This window comes from Chitinophaga niabensis (genome assembly GCF_900129465.1).
Classification (GTDB): Bacteria; Bacteroidota; Bacteroidia; order Chitinophagales; family Chitinophagaceae; genus Chitinophaga; species Chitinophaga niabensis.
Window position 1 is genome coordinate 1,164,161 of record NZ_FSRA01000002.1, and the last position, 18,713, is coordinate 1,182,873.

An 18,713-nucleotide genomic window follows, 5' to 3' on the forward strand; every position below is an offset into this window, starting at 1 on the left:
TTACCTAAAACCTATATACATGACTAAAACGTTACCACGTTCATGTATGATGTTTGCTATGCTATTGCTATGGCAGACCATCACTACATTTGCCTATGGGCAGCAAAAAAAGTATTCTTTCAACTGGGAAAATGTAGCGCTTTCAAGTGTGTTCAAACAAATTGAACAGGCCGCGAATGTTCGTTTTTCCTACAATCCCTCCGGCATTAAAGAGAACACCTCTATTCATTTACGAATAGACAGTCAGCAACTGGATGCAGTTGTTGCACGGCTTTGCCAGGCCATTAATTCCAATTACAGGATCACAGATAACATTGTGATGATCCGCCCCACAAGTGGCCCCACGGAAGTAGCCACCCATCCGCTGCAAGGGAGAGTGGTCAATGAAAAAGGGGAAGCACTGCCAGGCGTAACCGTACACAACCTGCGTCTCAAAAAAGCAGTGCATACAGTAGACAATGGAACGTACACCATTGAAGCCAACCAGGGAGACCGCATTGAATTCACCATGATAGGTTTTGAATCCCTGGTTCGTATAGCGGGTGCTGAAGGCAGTGTATTAAATATCACCCTGAAAGAAAAAGTGACGGAACTGGGTGCTGTAGTGGTAACGGCCCTTGGTATCCGCAGAGAGGCACGTGCTTTAGGTTATGCACATGCAGAGGTTTCAGGTGACGATATGAAGAGAGCACGCGAAACAAATGTGATCAATTCACTGGCCGGTAAAGTACCAGGTCTGGTGATCAACAGCACGGCTGGTGGCCCCGCTGGTTCGTCCCGTGTGATCATTCGTGGTAATACAACCATCACCGGTAATAACCAACCGCTGTATGTAGTGGATGGTGTACCTATTGACAACTCTAACTATGGCCAGGTAGGCAGTGAAAAATATTCCAGTGGTTTTGATTTCGGAGATGCCATCTCTGCTATCAACCCGGATGATATTGAAACCATCAGTGTACTGAAAGGCCCTTCTGCTTCTGCATTGTATGGAAGCCGCGCAGGCCACGGTGTTATCCTTATCACCACTAAAAAAGGAACACTTAAAAAATCGCTTGGCATAGAACTGAACAGTACGGCCACAATGGAAAAACAACTGACCCGTTTTGATGATTACCAATACGAATACGGGCAGGGCACAGGTGGTACCATCCCTCGTGATAAAGACCAGGCAAGAACTACTTTGTTCAGCAACTTCGGCGCAAGGCTGGACCCTAATCTGCCGGTAACAGGGTTCGACGGGAAACTGCGCCCTTACGGACTGGTACGTAACAACATCGAAAACTTCTTCCGTACCGGTTCTACTTTTACAAACACCATTTCCCTTACAAGCTCAACTGATAACACGGCCTTTCGTCTGTCTTTGTCCGACCTGCGTAATAACGACATTGTTCCCAATAGCGACATGAACCGCAACACGGTTAACTTTTCCAGCAATTCAAAGTTCGGCAAGAAACTTACCGTGGATGCCAAAGTGATGTACATGCGGGAAAAAGTGAATAACCGCCCGGCTTTGGGAGACGATGCCGGTAACATTGGTAACTCTTTTGTAGGCCTGGCCAATAATGTAGACCAGGAAATCTTCTCTACCGGGTATAAAAATATAAACGGGGATTATGTGGACTGGGGAGGAGGAGAATACCGGCTTAATCCTTACTGGGTGATCAATGAAATGCAGAACACCACTAAAAAGGACCGTGTGATCGGCAACCTGGTGGCCAATTACCAGTTCAAAGACTGGATCGGCTTACAGGGAAGGTTCTCTACAGACTTCACTTATTTCAATTACCGTAAGTTCAGTCCTCCCAGTACACCGGGATCTATTACCGGAAGATATGAAGGAGTTGATCAGAAATACCAGACCACAGAAGCAGACCTCCTGCTTACCCTCCAAAAACAATTCACGCCAAAATGGTATGCTGCTGCAAGGTTAGGTACCAGCCTTTCCCAATATTCCAAACCGGGTACCCGCCTGCTGGCTACAGATATGCAGGTGAAAGATGTGATCAGCTTTAACAGCTTCAATGATAAAGTGGTGGAAGACCTGGAATCCCGCAAACGTATCAACTCATTCTATGGCTTGTTCAGCGTGGCATATAAGAACTGGGCTTATTTAGATGCCTCCGTTCGCAGAGATGCTGCATCTACTTTACCGAAGGATGTGAACTCTTATATCTACGGTTCATTATCAGGAAGTTTTGTATTCTCAGATGCACTGAACCTGAAAGGCAAAACCCTGAGTTATGGTAAACTGCGGGCATCTATTGCAGAAGTAGGAAATGATACAGATCCTTTCATGGATGGTTTGTATTACAGCCTTGCCCCATACCCTATTAATGGCCAGGCCCTTGGAGGCGTTGATGGTAAAATAATGCCTATTACAGATCTGAAACCCACACGTACCCGTTCTTTTGAAGTGGGAACGGAAATGAAGTTCCTGAATAATAACATCGGTCTTGATGTAACCTATTATTCACAGGACTCAAGAGATCAGATCAATTACCTGCCGGCGCCTACTTCTTCAGGATTTACACAACGCCTGATCAATGCAGGTGTGATCTCCAACAGCGGATGGGAAATAGCGCTTTCCGCCACCCCTGTTAATAAAGGAGATTTTAGATGGGATATCAGTGTGAATGCCGCACGTAACAAGAACGTAGTGAAATCACTGGCAAATGGTGTTCCATTCCTTACACTCTCTGATGCCCGCTGGCTGGGTGTTTCAGTTGTAGCACAACCTAATACGCCTTATGGTGCTATCCTCGGATATGATTATCAGTATGACGCAGGAGGGAATGTGATCCTGGATTCCATAACCCTTACCCCGCTTACTACAGATAACCGCCAGGTTTTAGGTAAAGGTACCTGGGACTGGACCGGTGGTATGACCACATCCCTCTCTTATAAGAATTTCACCTTCAACGCTATCCTGGATATTAAACAGGGCGCAGATCTCTTTTCCATGACCAATCTTTTTGCGGTGATCCGTGGTAGTCATAAAACCACCCTGGAAGGCCGTCAGGAATGGATCCATTCAGAGGAAGAAAGACTGGCTGCCAATAAAACGGCAATAGAATGGAAAGAGGAGGGGAAGGTAAGAGGATATGTTCCGCAGGGCGTTGTGCCTAACGGCATGGGGCCTGATGGTAAGCAGCAGTATGTGAAAAACACGGCGGCGGTAGATCCCGGTCAATACTGGTCGCTCTTCTATAGTGATAACAAGGGTATCACCACCCCTTTCCTATATGATGCATCCTACATTAAAATGCGCGAAATGTCTTTGATGTACAGTGTGCCATCCGGTCTTTTAAAACGGATCGGTATCAATGCTTTAACGGTGGCTATTGTTAGCCGTAATCCTTTCATCCTGCATAAAAATGTGCCGAATGTAGACCCTGATTCCAACTATAATAATGGTAACGGCCAGGGGCTGGAATATGGTTCCCTGCCTTCCCGCAGAAGCTGGGGTTTGAACCTGAATGCAAGGTTCTGATAAAAGATGCCCGATTGAACAACCAAAAATGAAAAGTATGAAACGTTATTATAATTCCCTGTTGTACTTATGCCTGGCTTTGGTGACAGGGTTGATGAGCTGCGATGATTTTGGGGACATGAACGTGAATCCCACAAAAAGCAGTAACATGGACCCTGCACTTCAGCTTGCGCTGATCCAGGCCCGGTTTTCCGGGGACCTCGAATCCAATGAACGCGTGGGCACTTTTAACTGCATGCCCATGGTGCAACAACTGGGCGGTGCATGGGCCTGCCAGTACGGAGGTTTTTATGTGAAGCAGCAGCAATACATGAGCATCCTCTGGGAGCTGAACTATCCTAATGATATCCTGAACATCGCAGATGCCGTGAACCGCTCCAAGGACGATCCGAAAAAACAAAACCTGCATAACATCTGCCGCATTATGAAGGTGTATGTTTTTGCCAGGTTAACGGACCTCTATGGAGATATTCCTTATTCAGAAGCATCCTCCGGTTACAGCAAAGGCATTGTACATCCTAAATACGATAAGCAGGCAGATATCTATGACGATTTCTTCAAAGAACTCACAGAAGCTTCTACTGCGCTGGACCCTGCTAAAGACCAGGTTGCACAGGACCAGTTCTATAAAGGAGATATCGCTGCCTGGAAGAAATTTGCGAACTCATTACATCTCCGTTTGGCCATGCGTTTGGTAAAACGGGATGAAACAAAAGCAAAGGCAGAAGTACAGAAAGCATTTGCCCGCGGCGTATTCAGCCGTAATGAAGATGTGTGTAAAATGACGCATGAGAATGTACAGAATAATTATGCGGATGTAAGAGGAAACGGCCTTTCTGCTTCCATCAACCAGGGAGAGTTGGTGCCTTACCGTTATAACCAGGTATTCATCAATGCACTTCGCAATACCAACGATCCACGCCTTGAGCATATGGCCAGGTATTACATTGATATTCCTTACAAGTTCATGGAACGGCTGGATGTTACCGAACAGGTAAGAGCAGTAGTGGGATATACCGGTTGCAATAATGGTGATTTTGTGTGGGACGACTGGAAGAGTACGTTTACCATTACGGTTCCCGGCCGCGGAGATTTTGAGATCGGCAACAACGGGCAAAAGATCCAGCTGGCTAATTTCCTCATTGCCAATAATGCGCCTTTCCTGCATCTTACTTATGCGGAAACAGAATTGTTACTGGCCGAAGCCTGTTTCCGCTGGGGGCTTAACCTCAATGGAGATTATACCACGCACTACAATAATGGTATTGAAGCAGGTATCCGTCAGCTGAGCTTTTATCCCGGCGGGCCTTCCATTGAAACAGGGAAGATCACACAGTATAAAGCAGATAACGTGTTAGCGCCCGGCAGGGAATTGCAGATGATCAATCACCAGCTTTGGGTAGTGCTGTTCATGAATGGTCCTGAAGCATATGCCAACTGGCGCAGGTCAGGCTTCCCGCAATTGACACCAGGGTATAAACCCGGCTATTCCAATATCAATACCATACCACGCCGTTTTGAATATCCGCTGTCTGAGAAAGAGCAGAATAAAGCGAATTATGATAAAGCCCTGCAGGATATGGGCGGAAATGATGATTGGACAGCCCGCGTATGGTGGGACAAGCAATAAGCATTCTATCACTTAACAACCATGAACATGCATAAGAAAATATACATACTGCTGGTGTCCCTCCTTGCATTGATGGCTTGCGACAAAGAAAGGATCAAAGATCCTGAATTTGGCGCCGGGGATTATCCGCGCATTTATGATATCAGGAACGTTTTTGTTTCACCTGTGCAGATCCTGGCACCAGGGCAGCCTGCCAATTATACCGGGCTGTTATATTCACCCGCAGGTAAAGTGAAAATATCCTGGAAAGTAAATGGTGAACAGAAATCTACAGATACAACATTTTCATTCACACCACCGGCTCCGGGAGAATATACTTTATTACTGGATGTAGAATATGGAGGATTGAAAAGCACCCGCTCGGCCAATATCCTAGTACCTCCCGCTACCTATACACTGAAGCCTTACAATAAAGTAGTGAATGCTTATCTCTCTGATGCGGGCACTGCCAAAAGTCTCAACTATGAGCAACTTACGCATGTAACCTTCCAGGCCGGCCGTGTTTCTTCAGATGGTACGGTAGATTTTGCCGCAGGAGAAACCAATCAAAGGATGGATGAAGTAGTGGCACGTGGGCATATAGCAGGTAAAGCAGTATTGCTGGGCCTTACGGGAAGGCTTTCAGCTGTTGACGGATGGGCTATTTACGAAGCCAATGATTTCGGGCAGGCCATTAAAGATCCGGCTACGCGTGCTGCTTTGGTAAATACCGTAAAGAATTATGTAACCGCTAAAAAACTGGATGGTGTGGATGTGATGATGAGTGATGTGAATTCAGGTGCTTATGCTGCCAACCAGGCTGCCATGGCTCCTTTTATCACTGAACTGAAAGCAGCCCTGCCGGCAAACGCCATTGTTACTGCAACAGTTGGCGCCGGATGGCAGCACTGGGATTATCCGAGCCTTGCTGCGGCTACATGGGTGAATGTAAGAGCTTTTGAAGATGGGATACATGTAGGGCCTGCAGCACCACGCGGACAGGCTTCCAGTTATGATTATATGGTGGCCGCCGCCAAGATCTGGACGGATTTTCATCTTCCCGCAGATAAACTGGTGATCGGCATTCCGGCTTTTGGTTTACGCTACAATGCCATAGATGCCAATGGTAATAATGAGGGATGGGCTTCTTACGATTATGTTCCCTACAGGACTATTTTGGGAATGGACCCCGCTGCAGCAGGCAAGGAGAAAGTGGACAAAAACTTTGGTATTTACTATAATGGCCAGCCGCTGGCAAAAAAGAAGGCAGACCAGATCAAACTGGCCGGCTTCAAAGGTGCTTACCTCTGGGCAGTGGATTTTGACAGTAATGATGATAAGTCCCTGTTGAAAGAAATATATAACGCATTGAAATAGTAGCTTTTTTGGTTAATTGAGCAATGGGTCGGCCGCGAGGCCGGCCTTTTTTTTGTATGAGTAAATTTCCCTAAATTAGACTACACCAAAACCAGCCGATATTTGCAACGAGCAGCAGTGTACCCCGATGAGCGCATTTTAATTGAGAAGATAAAAGCCGGCGATCCCCATGCAAAGCATTGGTTATATGACCAATATGCTGCGCCTGTTTATGGGCTTTTATTACAGTTGTTTCCGCGGAAGCAGGATGCGAACAACGCATTGGTAAGAACATTTGTTCATGTTTTCAAAAATATCGAAGAATATTATCATTCCGGCGGAATATCCTTATTTTCGTGGATAATGAAACAGGCGAGGGAAACTGCCGAAGCAGAAATTCCTTACGCCGGATTAACTGGTAATGATATAAGCATCCTGGCAAAAAGTGGTTTAATGCAATTTAGCAGCACGCTTGGCGTTGAATGCCGGGAAGTGTTCAATCAGTGTTACTGCATGGGACTCTCCAGATCAGTTGTGGCAGCCCGCCTGGGCTTATCTGAACAACAGGTGTTTCTCTTATTACAGCAGGCGATGATAGCATTCAGAAAATTTTCCAATAACAATTGAACGTACAGGAATACATAGACAATGGAATGGTTGAAAGCTACGTGCTGGGCCTTGCGACTCCCGAGGAGGCGAAGGAACTGGAGCGTTTGATCAAAGAGTACCCGGAGTTGCGCAAAGAGTTCAACGCCGTGGAACAAACCATTCAGAAATTATGGCTGGAAGATGCCGTACCTCCTCCCATGGAGTTACGTGAACGTTCCCTGCAACCACTCAGCTGGGCAGACACTGATCCCGGCGCTGGTAAAAAGCCTCCCAACTATACCTTCATCAATATCCAGCATAATCAAAGCAACTACATGACCGTCCATAAAATATGGAAATGGATCTTTGTAATTGCTTTCCTCCTTTTCAAATTTTGTTTATTCCTCGCTATTTATTTCTACTTCAAATACCGCCAGGTAGAGGACCGTCAGCAGGAAAGAGAAAAAGTAAGAAAGGAGTTGCAACAATCGTCTCCAAAATAGCATTATCGTATCTCTTCTTCCGCCCTTAAACAAAATCTTCTTTTGTGCTGTTTATTGAGGATAGTAGTACCGAGCAACATTACTAAACCTTCAATATTTGACTTATGGCACAACGTGTTGAACATGATTTTTTAGGTGAAAAAGAAATCCCTAAGGATGTCTATTATGGCATTCAAACCCTTCGTGCAATTGAGAATTTTCATATTACAGGCATCCAGTTGAAAAGCGAGCCCATATTTGTGCAGGCGCTGGGGTATGTGAAGAAAGCAGCAGCACAGGCCAATGCAGACCTTGGTGCATTGGATAAAGGCATTGCAGCCGCCATCGTAAAGGCCAGCGATCGTTTGATCCAGGGAGAATTCCTGGACCAGTTCCCTACAGACCTTATACAAGGGGGGGCAGGTACTTCCGTGAACATGAATGCAAATGAAGTGATCGCGAATGTAGCGCTGGAGATGATGGGAAAAGATAAAGGCAATTATGATTTCTGCCATCCCAATAATCATGTGAACTGTTCGCAATCCACGAATGATGCATACCCCACCGCATTCCGCATTGCCCTGATCAATAAGCTCACAGCCTATAGCGAAAGCCTGCGGGAGCTGGCAGATTCCTTTTATGCAAAAGGCCAGGAATTCAGCCAGGTATTGAAAATGGGACGTACCCAATTACAGGATGCCGTGCCCATGAGCATGGGCGATGAGTTCATAGCCTTTGCTACCAATCTGCGGGAAGAACTGTCCCGGATAGAAGATAGCAAACGCCTTATCTCTGAAGTGAATATGGGCGCCACTGCTATTGGTACCGGTGTGAATGCACCTAAAGGATATGCGGAACTGGTGATCAAATATCTCAATAAAGCAAGTGGTCTCAGTCTTTCCCTGGCTACTGACCTGATAGAGGCCACATATGATACAGGCGCTTATGTTCAATTATCAGGTGTGCTGAAACGTACGGCAGTGAAGGTTTCTAAGATCTGTAATGATCTTCGGTTGTTGTCTTCCGGGCCACGTTGCGGATTGAATGAGATCAACCTGCCGCCTATGCAACCCGGCTCTTCCATCATGCCTGGCAAAGTGAATCCCGTGATCCCGGAAGTGGTGAATCAAACGGCCTTCTATGTGATCGGGGCAGATCTTACTTTAACCCTGGCCGCAGAAGCAGGGCAATTACAACTGAATGTAATGGAACCCGTGATAGGCTTTTCACTGTTCACTTCCATCACTTATATGACCAATGCCTGCAATACTCTGCGCGAGAAGTGCGTGGTGGGTATAACGGCCAATGCCACACGTACGCAGGAAATGGTGATGCAGAGCATTGGCATCGTAACCCAACTAAACCCCATCATTGGTTATGAAAAATCTGCGGCCATTGCGAAAGAGGCATTGGAAACAGGAAAGTCTGTACATGATATTGCCGTGAAAGAAAAGAAACTGGTAACGCAGGAAAAATGGGATGAGATCTTCACATTCGAGAATCTCATCCGCCCTAAGTTTATCAATAGTTAGCTATGAAACCATACACCTACCTCGTCTTTGTTTTGTTTTCTTCATTACAGGTAGCCGCACAGCAGCAAAGCAAACTGCCCAATGTGGTGATCCTGGCAACCGGCGGCACTATTGCAGGTGCCGGTACATCCAGTGTGGGCACTGCTTACACAGCCGGTAAATTACCCATCGACGCATTGCTGAACGCATTACCGGAAGCCCGCAAGATTGCGAACCTTACCGGAGAACAGGTAGCTTCCGTAGGAAGCCAGGCCATGCATGACAGTGTTTGGCTGAAGCTGGCCAAAAGGATCAACGAGCTGGCAGCCAAACCGGAAGTAGATGGTATTGTGATCACACATGGTACAGATACAGAAGGGGAGACGGGATACTTTTTGCAGCTGACCGTTAAAACAGAAAAACCGGTAGTGCTGGCAGGCGCTATGCGTTCTGCCACGGCAATTTCTGCAGATGGCCCCATGAACCTATACAATGCGATCGTTACCGCATCAGATAAAAGATCATCGAACAGGGGTATTCTGGTATGTATGAACGACCAGATATTTTCCGCCCGGGAAGTGACTAAAACCAACACCACCAATGTGGCTACTTTCCAAAGTCCGAACACCGGCCCCCTGGGTACGGTGTTCGACGGGAAGGTGGAATATTACCACGGCATCCTGCGTAAACACACCGTTCAGACAGAATTTGATATCAGCCAGGTGAATTCTTTGCCGAAAGTAGATATCTTGTACGGCTATGCCAATATGAATCCTGTGCTGCTGGATGCGGTGGTGAATGATAAAGCACAGGGAGTTGTAATTGCCGGAGTGGGCAATGGTAACCTGTACCCGACTGTGGAAGCCCGTGTGAAAGATATTACCCGTAAAGGTGTGGTGGTTGTACGTTCTTCACGAACAGGCAGTGGAAGAGTTACATTGAATTCCGAAACTGATGACGCCGCGCTGGGAACAATTGTAGCTGATGATCTCAATCCGCAGAAAGCACGCATCCTTTTACAACTGGCATTGTTAAAAACCAAAGATCCGAAGAAGATCCAGGAGATGTTCTTCAGGTATTAATGGCGTTGCTTTCAATTATCGTATAAATAAAACACATGATCTGGCTTCAATTTGCAATCCTGTTGGGTGCCATTCTTATCGGCGCAAGAATGAAAGGCATAGGCCTTGGCGTAATGGGAATGATAGCACTTGCCCTCTACCTTTTTTTATTCCGTATGCGGCCGGCAGAGCCGCCCATTGATGTAATGCTGATCATCCTGGCGGTAGTAACTACTGCAGCAACCATGCAGGCTGCCGGAGGGATGGATTATATGGTACGCATCGCAGAAAAGATCCTGCGCAGCAAACCTTCCATGATCACTTTGATGGGGCCACTCGTAACTTACTGCTTTACACTTTTTGCAGGTACCTCTCATATCACTTATTCCCTCCTGCCGATCATTTCAGAAGTGGCCACCAAAAAAAGGATCCGTCCTGAACGGCCACTCAGTATCTCCGTAATAGCTGCACACCTGGGCATTACGTCCAGCCCCATTTCTGCTGCCACAGCAGCGATGATCACTATCCTGGCCGGGCAGATAGAAATGATACACATCCTGAAAATATGTATCCCTGCCTGCCTTATTGGTATCCTGGCAGGGGTGGCTGTTGTGTGGAAGAAAGGAAAGGAGCTGGAAAATGATCCCGTGTTCATTGAGAAAATGAAAGACCCTGAATTTGCCAAAGAACTGGATGCAGAGAATGCAGATAATAATAAACCATTGCCCAAGGGCGCCAAAACCTCTGTGATCATTTTTGGGGTTGCGGTATTATTGATTGTGCTGGTAGGTGCATTCCCGAACATGCTGCCGCATTTTGAACCCGGTAAGGCAAACCTTTCTGTGAATGCAAACGGCACCATTAAAATGGCCGCTGTGATTGAACTGGTGATGCTGGCTGCTGCTGCACTGATGTTGTTGCTTACAAAAACCACCACTACTGCTATCGCTAAAGCAAGTTTGTTTACGGCAGGCGCACAGGCTGTAGTATCTATTTTCGGCGTGGTGTGGATGAGTGCTACATTTATGGAAGCGAACGAAGCAGTGATAGAAGGAGGATTGGGAGATATGGTAAGAGCTGCCCCCTGGACATTCTCCATCGCATTGTTTGTACTGAGCATGTTGTTGTTCAGCCAGGCAGCTACCACCAAAGCTTTGATGCCGCTGGGAGTATTACTGGGCATTCCTCCCAGCAGCCTGGTGGCTATGTTCCCTGCCACGAACGGGGATTTTGTATTACCCGGCTATCCTACCCTGCTGGCTGCGATCAACTTTGACCGTACTGGCAGTACACATATCGGCAAGTATCTGATCAACCATAGTTTTATGATCCCCGGCTTAGTGAGTGTTTCTGTTTCCGTTGCTGCGGGATTTCTGCTAGCCAGTATATTCTGGTAGCAGGACCTTAAAAAAACCTTTCTTATGCGTTCCCTGATCATTGTTCTGTTATTTGTACCCATGGCTGTGATGGCACAGCGGCAGCAGGATACGGTAGCCAACGGGCAACCCATTATCCCGGTAAGCAAACAATCGTTGTTGTCTAACATAGATATGATCGCGAATATGCAGGTGGCTTTCAGGAATGAATTCAGTGAAGGCACTTATCAGCGTTCCCGTTTTACGCTGGAACAATTCAGGCTGGAGATCAAAGGGAAAGTGCATGAGAAGGTTTATTTCCGTTTCCGGGACAGGTATACACGCAATGTGGTGCCCCAGTCGATCGACAATATCAGCCGCTCTACGGATATGGCCTATCTCCGGTTCGATCCTACACCCAACTGGAAGATCTATGCCGGTAAAATGTCTGCAGACTGGGGTGGTTATGAGTTTGATGCGAACCCCATTGATATTTACGAGTACTCTGATATTGTTGAATATGCAGATAATTTCCTGGCCGGAGTGGGTGTTGGATATGTGTTGCCTGGCACGAAACATGAGTTCACGCTGCAATTACTGAATACACGTACGGCCAGTTTTTATGAGTTGTACGATACCATTCCCGGTATTAAGGAAGCGCGTTTCCCCTTTGCTGCCGTAGCTAACTGGCGCGGCAGTTTCTTTAACGGAAAGCTCAATACCATCTGGTCCTATTCCTTATTCCGCGAGGCAGAATATGAGTACATGAACTACTTCGCACTGGGTAACCAGCTCAACCTGGATAAGGTTAAACTGGAGTACGATTTCAAATTCAGCCAGGAGCAATTGGACAGGAAGGGGATCGTATCAGGATTCACAGAAAATATTGATATTAAAACGGCACAGAATGTACGCTACGTCAGCCATTGGGCAAAGGTGGATGTGCGTGTGTCTGATAAAGTGAATGTATTCTTTGTGGGTATGCTGGACGATGCTTTCTGGAAGAAACCCACTGAAAGCAGCCATACTAAACTGCGGCAGGCCTGGGGATATATTCCGGGGCTGGAAGTATATCCTGTTAAGAACTTCAACCTGAAAGTATTTGGCGCATTTATAGGCAGGGTATACAAATACACGGAAAGTGCCAGGCAGGACCTTGGGCAGCGCAATACAGATAATTACCGCATTTCAGTTGGGGTGATCAGTCCGCTGGTGATCCTGTAAGTCCTTATCTTTGCTACATGAGTTACACAGTTCCTGCACAGACACGTATTGGCCATGTGCATTTAAAGGTTTCAGACCTGCAACGTTCCCTGGATTTTTATTGTGGGTTACTGGGGTTTGAATTAATGGTGAAATACGGGGACCAGGCTGCCTTCATCTCTGCAGGAGGGTATCATCACCATATCGGATTGAACACCTGGCACAGCAAAGGAATGCCGCCGGCTCCGGAGAATGCGCCCGGTCTGTATCATACGGCTATCTTATATCCCACGCGTAAAGACCTTGCGGCGATCTATAAAAGATTAACCGATGCAAAAGTACCTTTCACGGGTTTTTCAGATCATGGTGTGTCTGAAGCATTGTACCTCAATGACCCTGACCAGAATGGTGTTGAGCTGTATTGGGACAAACCCCGGGACCAGTGGCCCAAAGATGAGAACGGGCAACTGACGATGTATACACATCGCCTGAACCTCAGCAATTTGTTGCAGGAGCTGGAAAGTTAACTTTTTTTGAAGGCCTCTACTTTATCTTCAATATTATCAATCGCCTCCTCAATGGAATGGGAATGTTTAAGGTCCAGGTGTTTGGGCGTTTCCAGGGCCAGTTTTGTATAGAACTGGCGGAGCGTATTTAGTTCTTCCTCTGATAAAGACTCCACATCAATCAAACGGTTACTGGCGGTTTTAGTGGCCGCGATCAGTTCGTTCAGTTTCAGCTGAATGGATTTGGAATCTTTATTCTGCGACTTCTGGATGATGAACACCATCAGGAAAGTGATGATGGTGGTACCGGTATTGATCACCAGCTGCCAGGTATCAGAATATTTAAAGATGGGGCCGGTTATGCCCCACACGATAATTGTTGAAAGGGCCAGTATAAAGGCCCAGGGGGTTCCGGTGGCGGACACTACTTTTTCTGATATCTTTTCAAAAACATGTACCTTTTTCTGGGCCATATATTTTAGTAATTAATATTCAGCAGGCGCAGTTTATTGTACAGGGTTTTCCTGTCGATGTTCAATAGTTGTGCTGCTTTGGTTTTGTTATACTTCACTTCCTTGAGCACATTGATGATCTTATTGTATTCCGCTTTTAACGCTACGGATTTCAGATCATTAGACTCAGGCATTTCAAGTTCTTCTTCGCCATTCTGGCTAAATGTTTCCTGTGGTGGCGCCATTGTTGTGCGGAAGGTACCTCCTCCTTTCATTTCCAATGGAAGGGCGGCCATGCTTATTTCTTTATTGGCAGGTGTTAAGAGGCTGGCGCGGCGGATCACGTTCTTCAGTTCACGGATATTCCCTGGCCAGTCGTATTGCCGGAAGCATTCCCATACTTCTTCGCTGAGCACTACAGGTGGCTTATTCAACTCTTTACTTACCTGGGTCATGAACGAGTCCACAAAAAACGGAAGGTCTTCCCTACGGGCACGTAAGGGAGGAATATGAATAGTGAATTCATTGAAACGGTGGAAAAGGTCTTCCCTGAACTTACCTTTTTGAACAGATTCAAAGAGGTTTTCGTTAGAAGCAACGATCAGGCGTACATCTATGGAAATTTCCTTCATGCTGCCTACGCGGCGGATCTGTTTTTCCTGGATCACCCTAAGCAATGCCACCTGGATATCGTATGTGAGGTTGGATATTTCATCCAGGAATAATGTTCCTCCATGGGCTTGTTCAAAAGCGCCTATTTTGGTGCCGATGGCCCCTGTAAAAGAACCTTTTTCATGACCAAAAAGCTCGCTGGCAGCGAGTTCACGTGAGAGGCTGCCACAATCCAGGGCTACAAATGGTTGCCCTTTCCGGCTGCTGTGCTCATGGATCAGATGGGCCACAGATTCTTTACCTGTACCTGTTTCACCAAAAATGATCACGCTGTAATCTGTTGGTGCAACAAGCGTGAGTTCGCGATACAATGCTTTGGAGGGCTCACTTTCTCCATAAACATAAGAGCCGGTTTTGTGCTGCTGGGTAGCAGGCAAATTATTTTCTTCGTGCGCATGCGGCGCAACGGCAATTTCACTGATGGCTACCGGTTTTTGAGACAGGGCCTTGTTTACAAGGTTCAGGATCTCATCCGGGTATAATGGTTTGGAAATATAATCATAAGCCCCGTTCTTCACCATTTCCACTGCGATCCTTACATCTGTATAACCGGTAATGATGATCACCACGGTTTGCGGGCTGATCTGGTGGATGTCATTCAACAGTTTGGCACCGTCAGTATCTTTCAGCCTGTAGTCACACAATATCAGATCATAAGGTTCCTCTTTGATCATTTTTAAAGCCTGAGCGCCGGTCATGGTACTATCTACCTTGAACCCATGTTTACTTAAAAACTTGCTCAGAAGGGTACAAATGTTTATTTCATCATCAATTATGAGGATACGTTTCATACTTATTATTTGGTATTGGACGGGTATTAAATTTACGACTAATTATGCACATGCTAACTTAAGCTAATCACTAACTTTCACGTCAGTAATGATCTCCTGCAATTTACCTACGTTAAAAGGTTTCGGCAAAAAGTGGGCCGCTCCTGCTGTTAGCGCTTTTTCTTTTTCTAATCCGTTGTCATAGGCACTGATAGTGATCACCTGCAGGGCAGGATATAATTTCTTGATCTGAGGCAGGGCTTCCAGCCCGGAGCCATCCGGGAGGTGTATGTCGAGGAACAGAACGTCAGTAGGATGACTTCTGAGGAATTGCCAGCCTTCCGACAAGGCATGAACATATTTTACTTTATATCCATACTTGCTGAGATTCAATTGCAGTAGGCGGCAGATATCCGGTTCATCATCAATGATCAGAATTGAATTTCCCATGATCTTTTGGTGTTGTGTATCTTTTTTAGGGACACTATTGGCATGTTTGGCAGGGATAAGTACGCGGTGTTCGCGGGCCGGGTGTATGATCGATAGACCAAAAACATTTCCGAATATCTTATTCCAGTATGTGTTTCTTCTGTGGCTCATGGTTACAGTCCCCTTCAGTTCAACAATAACAGTTGCAAACACTCTGCCGGAACAAAATACCTGCCTCAGCCGCTGAAGTGGGGATAAAATTCCACACTTTTCCCTGTTCCTGTTTCCCCAATCTGCGAAAATATCCATCATTTTTCCAGTTGTTAACCGCTTTGGCCTGGTGGTATAGTAATTGTCTTTTTACCTGTAGAAACAAAACTACCATCATATGAACTCACTACAATTGAAAGGAACATGGAACGAGGTCAAAGGTAAATTAAAACAGCAATATGCAGATCTCACGGATGATGATCTGTTGTACACAGAAGGGAAAGAAGACGAGCTGTTCGGTAAACTGCAAAAAAAGCTGGGCAAGTCCAAAGAAGAAGTGCAAAAATTAATTAAGGATTTATAGCCGGTGCGTCGGCTATACTTTTATCATAGCTGTTGTTTTAGTTATTGGCTGCTGTGAAGGTTTTATAATGTGAGCAGCATCATAACATTTATCAATAAAATGATAAAGTGTTTCATGTGGAAAGCGAAGCAATATAAAACCAGATAGCTTGCCTTGCCGTCCTGCATAATTCATGCAGGACGGCTTTTTTTATGTCTTCTTCCGGGCATAAAAAAGCCTTTGGTAAATACATACCAAAGGCCGATGGAGTTGCTCACTAAATGGAAGAACTGATTATTTATTCACCGCTTCAACATCTCTCATATGGCGGATCTGGTCATGCGCTGCTTTCAATGTTCTTTGCTGATCTGTGATCAGCGCACGCACATCTTCCGGTAAGTGGTCCTGTGCTAAAGCCTCGCGGTAGGATTTCTGCGCAGCATCTTCGCCATATTCGCAGGAGGCGAGGATAGCATGCCGGCTGTTTCCACCGAAGGATACTTTCACGTCCATCCAGGTGCGATAGATCTTACCTGCTATGGTACTGTCCCTTTCCCTTTCTTCTCCAAGGTTGCGGAGTTGTTTGTTTAATTCAGTGGTGAATTGTTTGCTGTCAGCAACCATTTTATCGAAGAGGATCTTCAGGTCACCATCATCCGTTTGTTTAATGGCTTTCTGATACCCCTCGATCCGGTCATTGTTGATTTTCACCAGGTCTTCCAATACTTCTGCTGTTTTTTCAGAATGTTGCATAACGGTTAATTTTTTGGATGATCAATAATAGCATAACTCCAAAAACACTGCCACCCGGAAACATGCGGTATTCCTTCAAACTATGACGATCATTTACCCCCTATGGGGGAAGAGCTTCCACAAAGTATCCCATGAAATACGCCACAGTTAAGGATACTGCCGTTTTTATGCATTGGCACAGTTTTTCCAATACAGATAGTGAACTTAAACTATAAAGCCATGAGTAATTTACTTTATCTGATCGCAGTGATCCTTATTATAGGCTGGTTACTTGGATTCTTTGTATACTCAGCAAGTGGTCTTATCCATGCATTACTGGTACTGGCTATTATTGCCATACTCATCAACATTATTCGTGGAAGGGCTGTTTAGGGAAGAAATTCTGATCCATAAAAAAGAGAAAGAGGAAGAAGAACATCGTTCTTTTTCCTCTTCTCATTTTAAACAAGAGGTAATGTAATGGTGAATAAGGTACCTTCTCCCAGTGCGCTTTCCACCTGGATGGTACCTTTGTGGTTGAGAATGATGTTCTGGGTAGAGGTTAGGCCCAGGCCCGTCCCTTTGGCTTTGGAGGTATAAAATGGATCAAAGAGTTTGCTTTTGTTCTCTTCAGGGATGCCGGTACCGTTATCACCGATGCGGATCAGTATTTTGCCCTGCCCCATCTGGGTGCTCACGGTGAGAATGCCGGTTCCGGGTGTCATGGCCTCAATAGCATTGATGAAGAGGTTCAGCAGGGCGATGTTCATTTTCTCTTCGTCTACCAGCAACGTTGCTTCTTCTTCCATATAATGTTCCAGCAAGCGGATGCCATTGAGTTGCAGGCGGTCTTCAGCAAGTGCCAGCGCTCTTTTTACCACGTCGTTGGCGGGATATTCCTGCATATTGAGTTCCAGCATGCGGGTAGATTGCAGTAGCTCCGTTACCAATACATTGATGCGGGTACAATTGCGTTCTATAATATCCAGGTAAAGGCTGCTGTCTTCCGGGGAAGGCTGTTCATCCTGCCGGTACTGGCCAACCGCCAATAGTATATTAGTAAGAGGATTCCTTACCTCGTGTGCAATTACACGGGCAATACGGCCGGTGATCACAAATTTCTCCTGGTTGCGTTTCTCCTGTTCCTCCCGTTTTTTATCTGAGATATCTTCTGCCACGCAGAGGAAAGTGCCCAGTTGTTCATCCAGTTTATTGGCATTGATAAGCATATCCAGCTTCTGGCCGTTCTTGCTTTTGAAGGCATACTCCTTATGAACGATGGCGCTATCTTCACAGATGTCCAGCAGGAATTGCAGGGCCTCTGTTTCATTCATGAACAGCTCCTTCAGGTTCATGGTAAGGAGTTCTTCCTTGGTATATTGCAGTTTCCGCATGGCGGTGGGATTGACTTCGATAACATTCTTATCGCAATCCGCCAGGATGATCAGGTCGTGGCTCTTTTCGAAGATGCCGAAATATTTTCTTTCATTCTCCGCAATAAGGCGCAGGTGTTTGAATTCAGTGATGCCGTAACGGATGGCCCTTTCGAGTTCCTGCCCGGTGATCTCCCCTTTTACCAGGTAATCCGTGGCGCCGGCCATCATTGCTTCATTATCTATAGCATAATCTCCCTTTCCTGTGAGCATGATCACGGGGGCCTCATAACCAATTTCATGAAAATGGCGGAGGGTGTCTATACCGGTGTACTGCCCCAGGCGGTAATCCACGAGATATAGTTCATGTTCTTTTTTCTCAATGGCGGCGATCCCCTTTTGATAAGTAGGCGCCCATTCCACTTCGTATTGGTCAGGGGCAGTGTCCTGCAGTAAACTGTTGACAAGGAAAAAATCATCCTCGTCATCGTCTATCATTAAAATGCGCTTACGTGTATTTTTCATCCAGTCAATTTATCAGCAATAAGCATGCTCTTTTTTTGAAAAC

At 46.0% G+C, this 18,713-nt stretch carries 17 protein-coding genes; 12 read left to right on the plus strand and 5 right to left on the minus strand.

What is annotated here, in order from left to right:
- Positions 1–19: 19 nt before the first annotated feature.
- The 10 genes from BUR42_RS21870 (at position 20) to BUR42_RS21915 (ending at position 13,185) form a co-directional block, all read left to right on the plus strand.
- Positions 20–3,493 (plus strand): SusC/RagA family TonB-linked outer membrane protein, encoded by a 3,474-nt coding sequence (locus BUR42_RS21870; RefSeq protein ID WP_084185753.1) that lies wholly within the window; start codon positions 20–22, stop codon positions 3,491–3,493.
- Positions 3,494–3,530: 37 nt separating this feature from the next.
- Entirely contained in the window at positions 3,531–5,123 is a 1,593-nt protein-coding gene (locus BUR42_RS21875) for a SusD/RagB family nutrient-binding outer membrane lipoprotein (protein ID WP_159442325.1), read from the plus strand.
- Between the two features lie 27 nt (positions 5,124–5,150).
- The gene (locus tag BUR42_RS21880; protein WP_159442326.1) at positions 5,151–6,479 is read left to right on the plus strand and encodes a glycosyl hydrolase family 18 protein; all 1,329 of its coding nucleotides are present in this window, start codon (positions 5,151–5,153) and stop codon (positions 6,477–6,479) included.
- Positions 6,480–6,581: 102 nt separating this feature from the next.
- Positions 6,582–7,085 (plus strand): RNA polymerase sigma factor, encoded by a 504-nt coding sequence (locus tag BUR42_RS21885; RefSeq protein ID WP_143197546.1) that lies wholly within the window; start codon positions 6,582–6,584, stop codon positions 7,083–7,085.
- Positions 7,082–7,549, plus strand: a complete 468-nt coding sequence (locus BUR42_RS21890; protein WP_074241733.1) for a hypothetical protein — start codon at positions 7,082–7,084, stop codon at positions 7,547–7,549. Before BUR42_RS21885 ends, BUR42_RS21890 begins: the two co-directional genes overlap by 4 nt.
- Before the next feature lie 104 nt (positions 7,550–7,653).
- Entirely contained in the window at positions 7,654–9,060 is a 1,407-nt protein-coding gene (gene aspA / locus BUR42_RS21895) for an aspartate ammonia-lyase (protein WP_074241734.1), read from the plus strand.
- Positions 9,061–9,062: 2 nt separating this feature from the next.
- On the plus strand, positions 9,063–10,121 hold the full coding sequence (locus BUR42_RS21900; protein WP_074241735.1) for a type II asparaginase: 1,059 nt from the start codon (positions 9,063–9,065) through the stop codon (positions 10,119–10,121).
- Between the two features lie 35 nt (positions 10,122–10,156).
- Positions 10,157–11,497, plus strand: coding sequence for an anaerobic C4-dicarboxylate transporter family protein (locus BUR42_RS21905; protein WP_074241736.1), 1,341 nt, complete (start codon positions 10,157–10,159; stop codon positions 11,495–11,497).
- A 24-nt stretch (positions 11,498–11,521) separates the two neighbouring features.
- Positions 11,522–12,679 carry a porin gene (locus BUR42_RS21910; RefSeq protein ID WP_074241737.1) on the plus strand — a complete coding sequence of 386 codons (1,158 nt, stop codon included), beginning with the start codon at positions 11,522–11,524 and terminating at the stop codon, positions 12,677–12,679.
- 17 nt (positions 12,680–12,696) lie between these two features.
- Positions 12,697–13,185, plus strand: coding sequence for a VOC family protein (locus BUR42_RS21915; RefSeq protein WP_074241738.1), 489 nt, complete (start codon positions 12,697–12,699; stop codon positions 13,183–13,185).
- Here the strand turns inward: BUR42_RS21915 and BUR42_RS21920 are convergent.
- The 3 genes from BUR42_RS21920 to BUR42_RS21930 all read right to left on the minus strand — a co-directional run bounded on the left by BUR42_RS21920 (position 13,182) and on the right by BUR42_RS21930 (position 15,508).
- The gene (locus BUR42_RS21920) at positions 13,182–13,637 is read right to left on the minus strand and encodes a low affinity iron permease family protein (protein WP_074241739.1); all 456 of its coding nucleotides are present in this window, start codon (positions 13,635–13,637) and stop codon (positions 13,182–13,184) included. The two genes, BUR42_RS21915 and BUR42_RS21920, sit on opposite strands and share 4 nt — an antisense overlap.
- Positions 13,638–13,642: 5 nt before the next feature.
- Positions 13,643–15,079: a sigma-54-dependent transcriptional regulator gene (locus BUR42_RS21925; protein WP_074241740.1), complete on the minus strand. Its 1,437-nt coding sequence runs from the start codon at positions 15,077–15,079 to the stop codon at positions 13,643–13,645.
- Positions 15,080–15,142: 63 nt separating this feature from the next.
- Positions 15,143–15,508, minus strand: coding sequence for a response regulator (locus BUR42_RS21930; RefSeq protein WP_074243138.1), 366 nt, complete (start codon positions 15,506–15,508; stop codon positions 15,143–15,145).
- A gap of 367 nt (positions 15,509–15,875) precedes the next feature.
- Between BUR42_RS21930 and BUR42_RS21940 the strand changes: the two genes are divergently transcribed.
- Positions 15,876–16,061, plus strand: a complete 186-nt coding sequence (locus BUR42_RS21940) for a CsbD family protein (protein WP_074241742.1) — start codon at positions 15,876–15,878, stop codon at positions 16,059–16,061.
- A 273-nt stretch (positions 16,062–16,334) separates the two neighbouring features.
- On the opposite strand, the gene BUR42_RS21945 is transcribed toward BUR42_RS21940, so the two are convergent.
- A complete protein-coding gene (locus tag BUR42_RS21945) occupies positions 16,335–16,793 on the minus strand; it encodes a ferritin-like domain-containing protein (protein ID WP_074241743.1) in 459 nt (152 codons plus the stop codon).
- 219 nt (positions 16,794–17,012) lie between these two features.
- Here BUR42_RS21945 and BUR42_RS29630 point away from each other — a divergent pair, with 219 nt between their 5' ends.
- Positions 17,013–17,165, plus strand: coding sequence for a lmo0937 family membrane protein (locus BUR42_RS29630; RefSeq protein WP_143197547.1), 153 nt, complete (start codon positions 17,013–17,015; stop codon positions 17,163–17,165).
- Positions 17,166–17,233: 68 nt separating this feature from the next.
- Here BUR42_RS29630 and BUR42_RS21950 read toward each other — a convergent pair whose 3' ends face one another.
- Entirely contained in the window at positions 17,234–18,670 is a 1,437-nt protein-coding gene (locus tag BUR42_RS21950) for a hybrid sensor histidine kinase/response regulator (RefSeq protein WP_074241744.1), read from the minus strand.
- Between the last annotated feature and the right edge of the window lie 43 nt (positions 18,671–18,713).

Bases quoted from the DNA above. Each gene is read 5' to 3' on its own strand.
- BUR42_RS21870 (WP_084185753.1), top strand. From the start codon at position 20: ATGACTAAAACGTTACCACGTTCATGTATGATGTTTGCTATGCTATTG.
- BUR42_RS21875 (WP_159442325.1), top strand. From the start codon at position 3,531: ATGAAACGTTATTATAATTCCCTGTTGTACTTATGCCTGGCTTTGGTG.
- BUR42_RS21880 (WP_159442326.1), top strand. From the start codon at position 5,151: ATGCATAAGAAAATATACATACTGCTGGTGTCCCTCCTTGCATTGATG.
- aspA (WP_074241734.1), top strand. From the start codon at position 7,654: ATGGCACAACGTGTTGAACATGATTTTTTAGGTGAAAAAGAAATCCCT.
- BUR42_RS21900 (WP_074241735.1), top strand. From the start codon at position 9,063: ATGAAACCATACACCTACCTCGTCTTTGTTTTGTTTTCTTCATTACAG.
- BUR42_RS21905 (WP_074241736.1), top strand. From the start codon at position 10,157: ATGATCTGGCTTCAATTTGCAATCCTGTTGGGTGCCATTCTTATCGGC.
- BUR42_RS21910 (WP_074241737.1), top strand. From the start codon at position 11,522: ATGCGTTCCCTGATCATTGTTCTGTTATTTGTACCCATGGCTGTGATG.
- BUR42_RS21915 (WP_074241738.1), top strand. From the start codon at position 12,697: ATGAGTTACACAGTTCCTGCACAGACACGTATTGGCCATGTGCATTTA.
- BUR42_RS21920 (WP_074241739.1), bottom strand. From the start codon at position 13,637: ATGGCCCAGAAAAAGGTACATGTTTTTGAAAAGATATCAGAAAAAGTA.
- BUR42_RS21925 (WP_074241740.1), bottom strand. From the start codon at position 15,079: ATGAAACGTATCCTCATAATTGATGATGAAATAAACATTTGTACCCTT.
- BUR42_RS21930 (WP_074243138.1), bottom strand. From the start codon at position 15,508: ATGGGAAATTCAATTCTGATCATTGATGATGAACCGGATATCTGCCGC.
- BUR42_RS21940 (WP_074241742.1), top strand. From the start codon at position 15,876: ATGAACTCACTACAATTGAAAGGAACATGGAACGAGGTCAAAGGTAAA.
- BUR42_RS21945 (WP_074241743.1), bottom strand. From the start codon at position 16,793: ATGCAACATTCTGAAAAAACAGCAGAAGTATTGGAAGACCTGGTGAAA.
- BUR42_RS29630 (WP_143197547.1), top strand. From the start codon at position 17,013: ATGAGTAATTTACTTTATCTGATCGCAGTGATCCTTATTATAGGCTGG.
- BUR42_RS21950 (WP_074241744.1), bottom strand. From the start codon at position 18,670: ATGAAAAATACACGTAAGCGCATTTTAATGATAGACGATGACGAGGAT.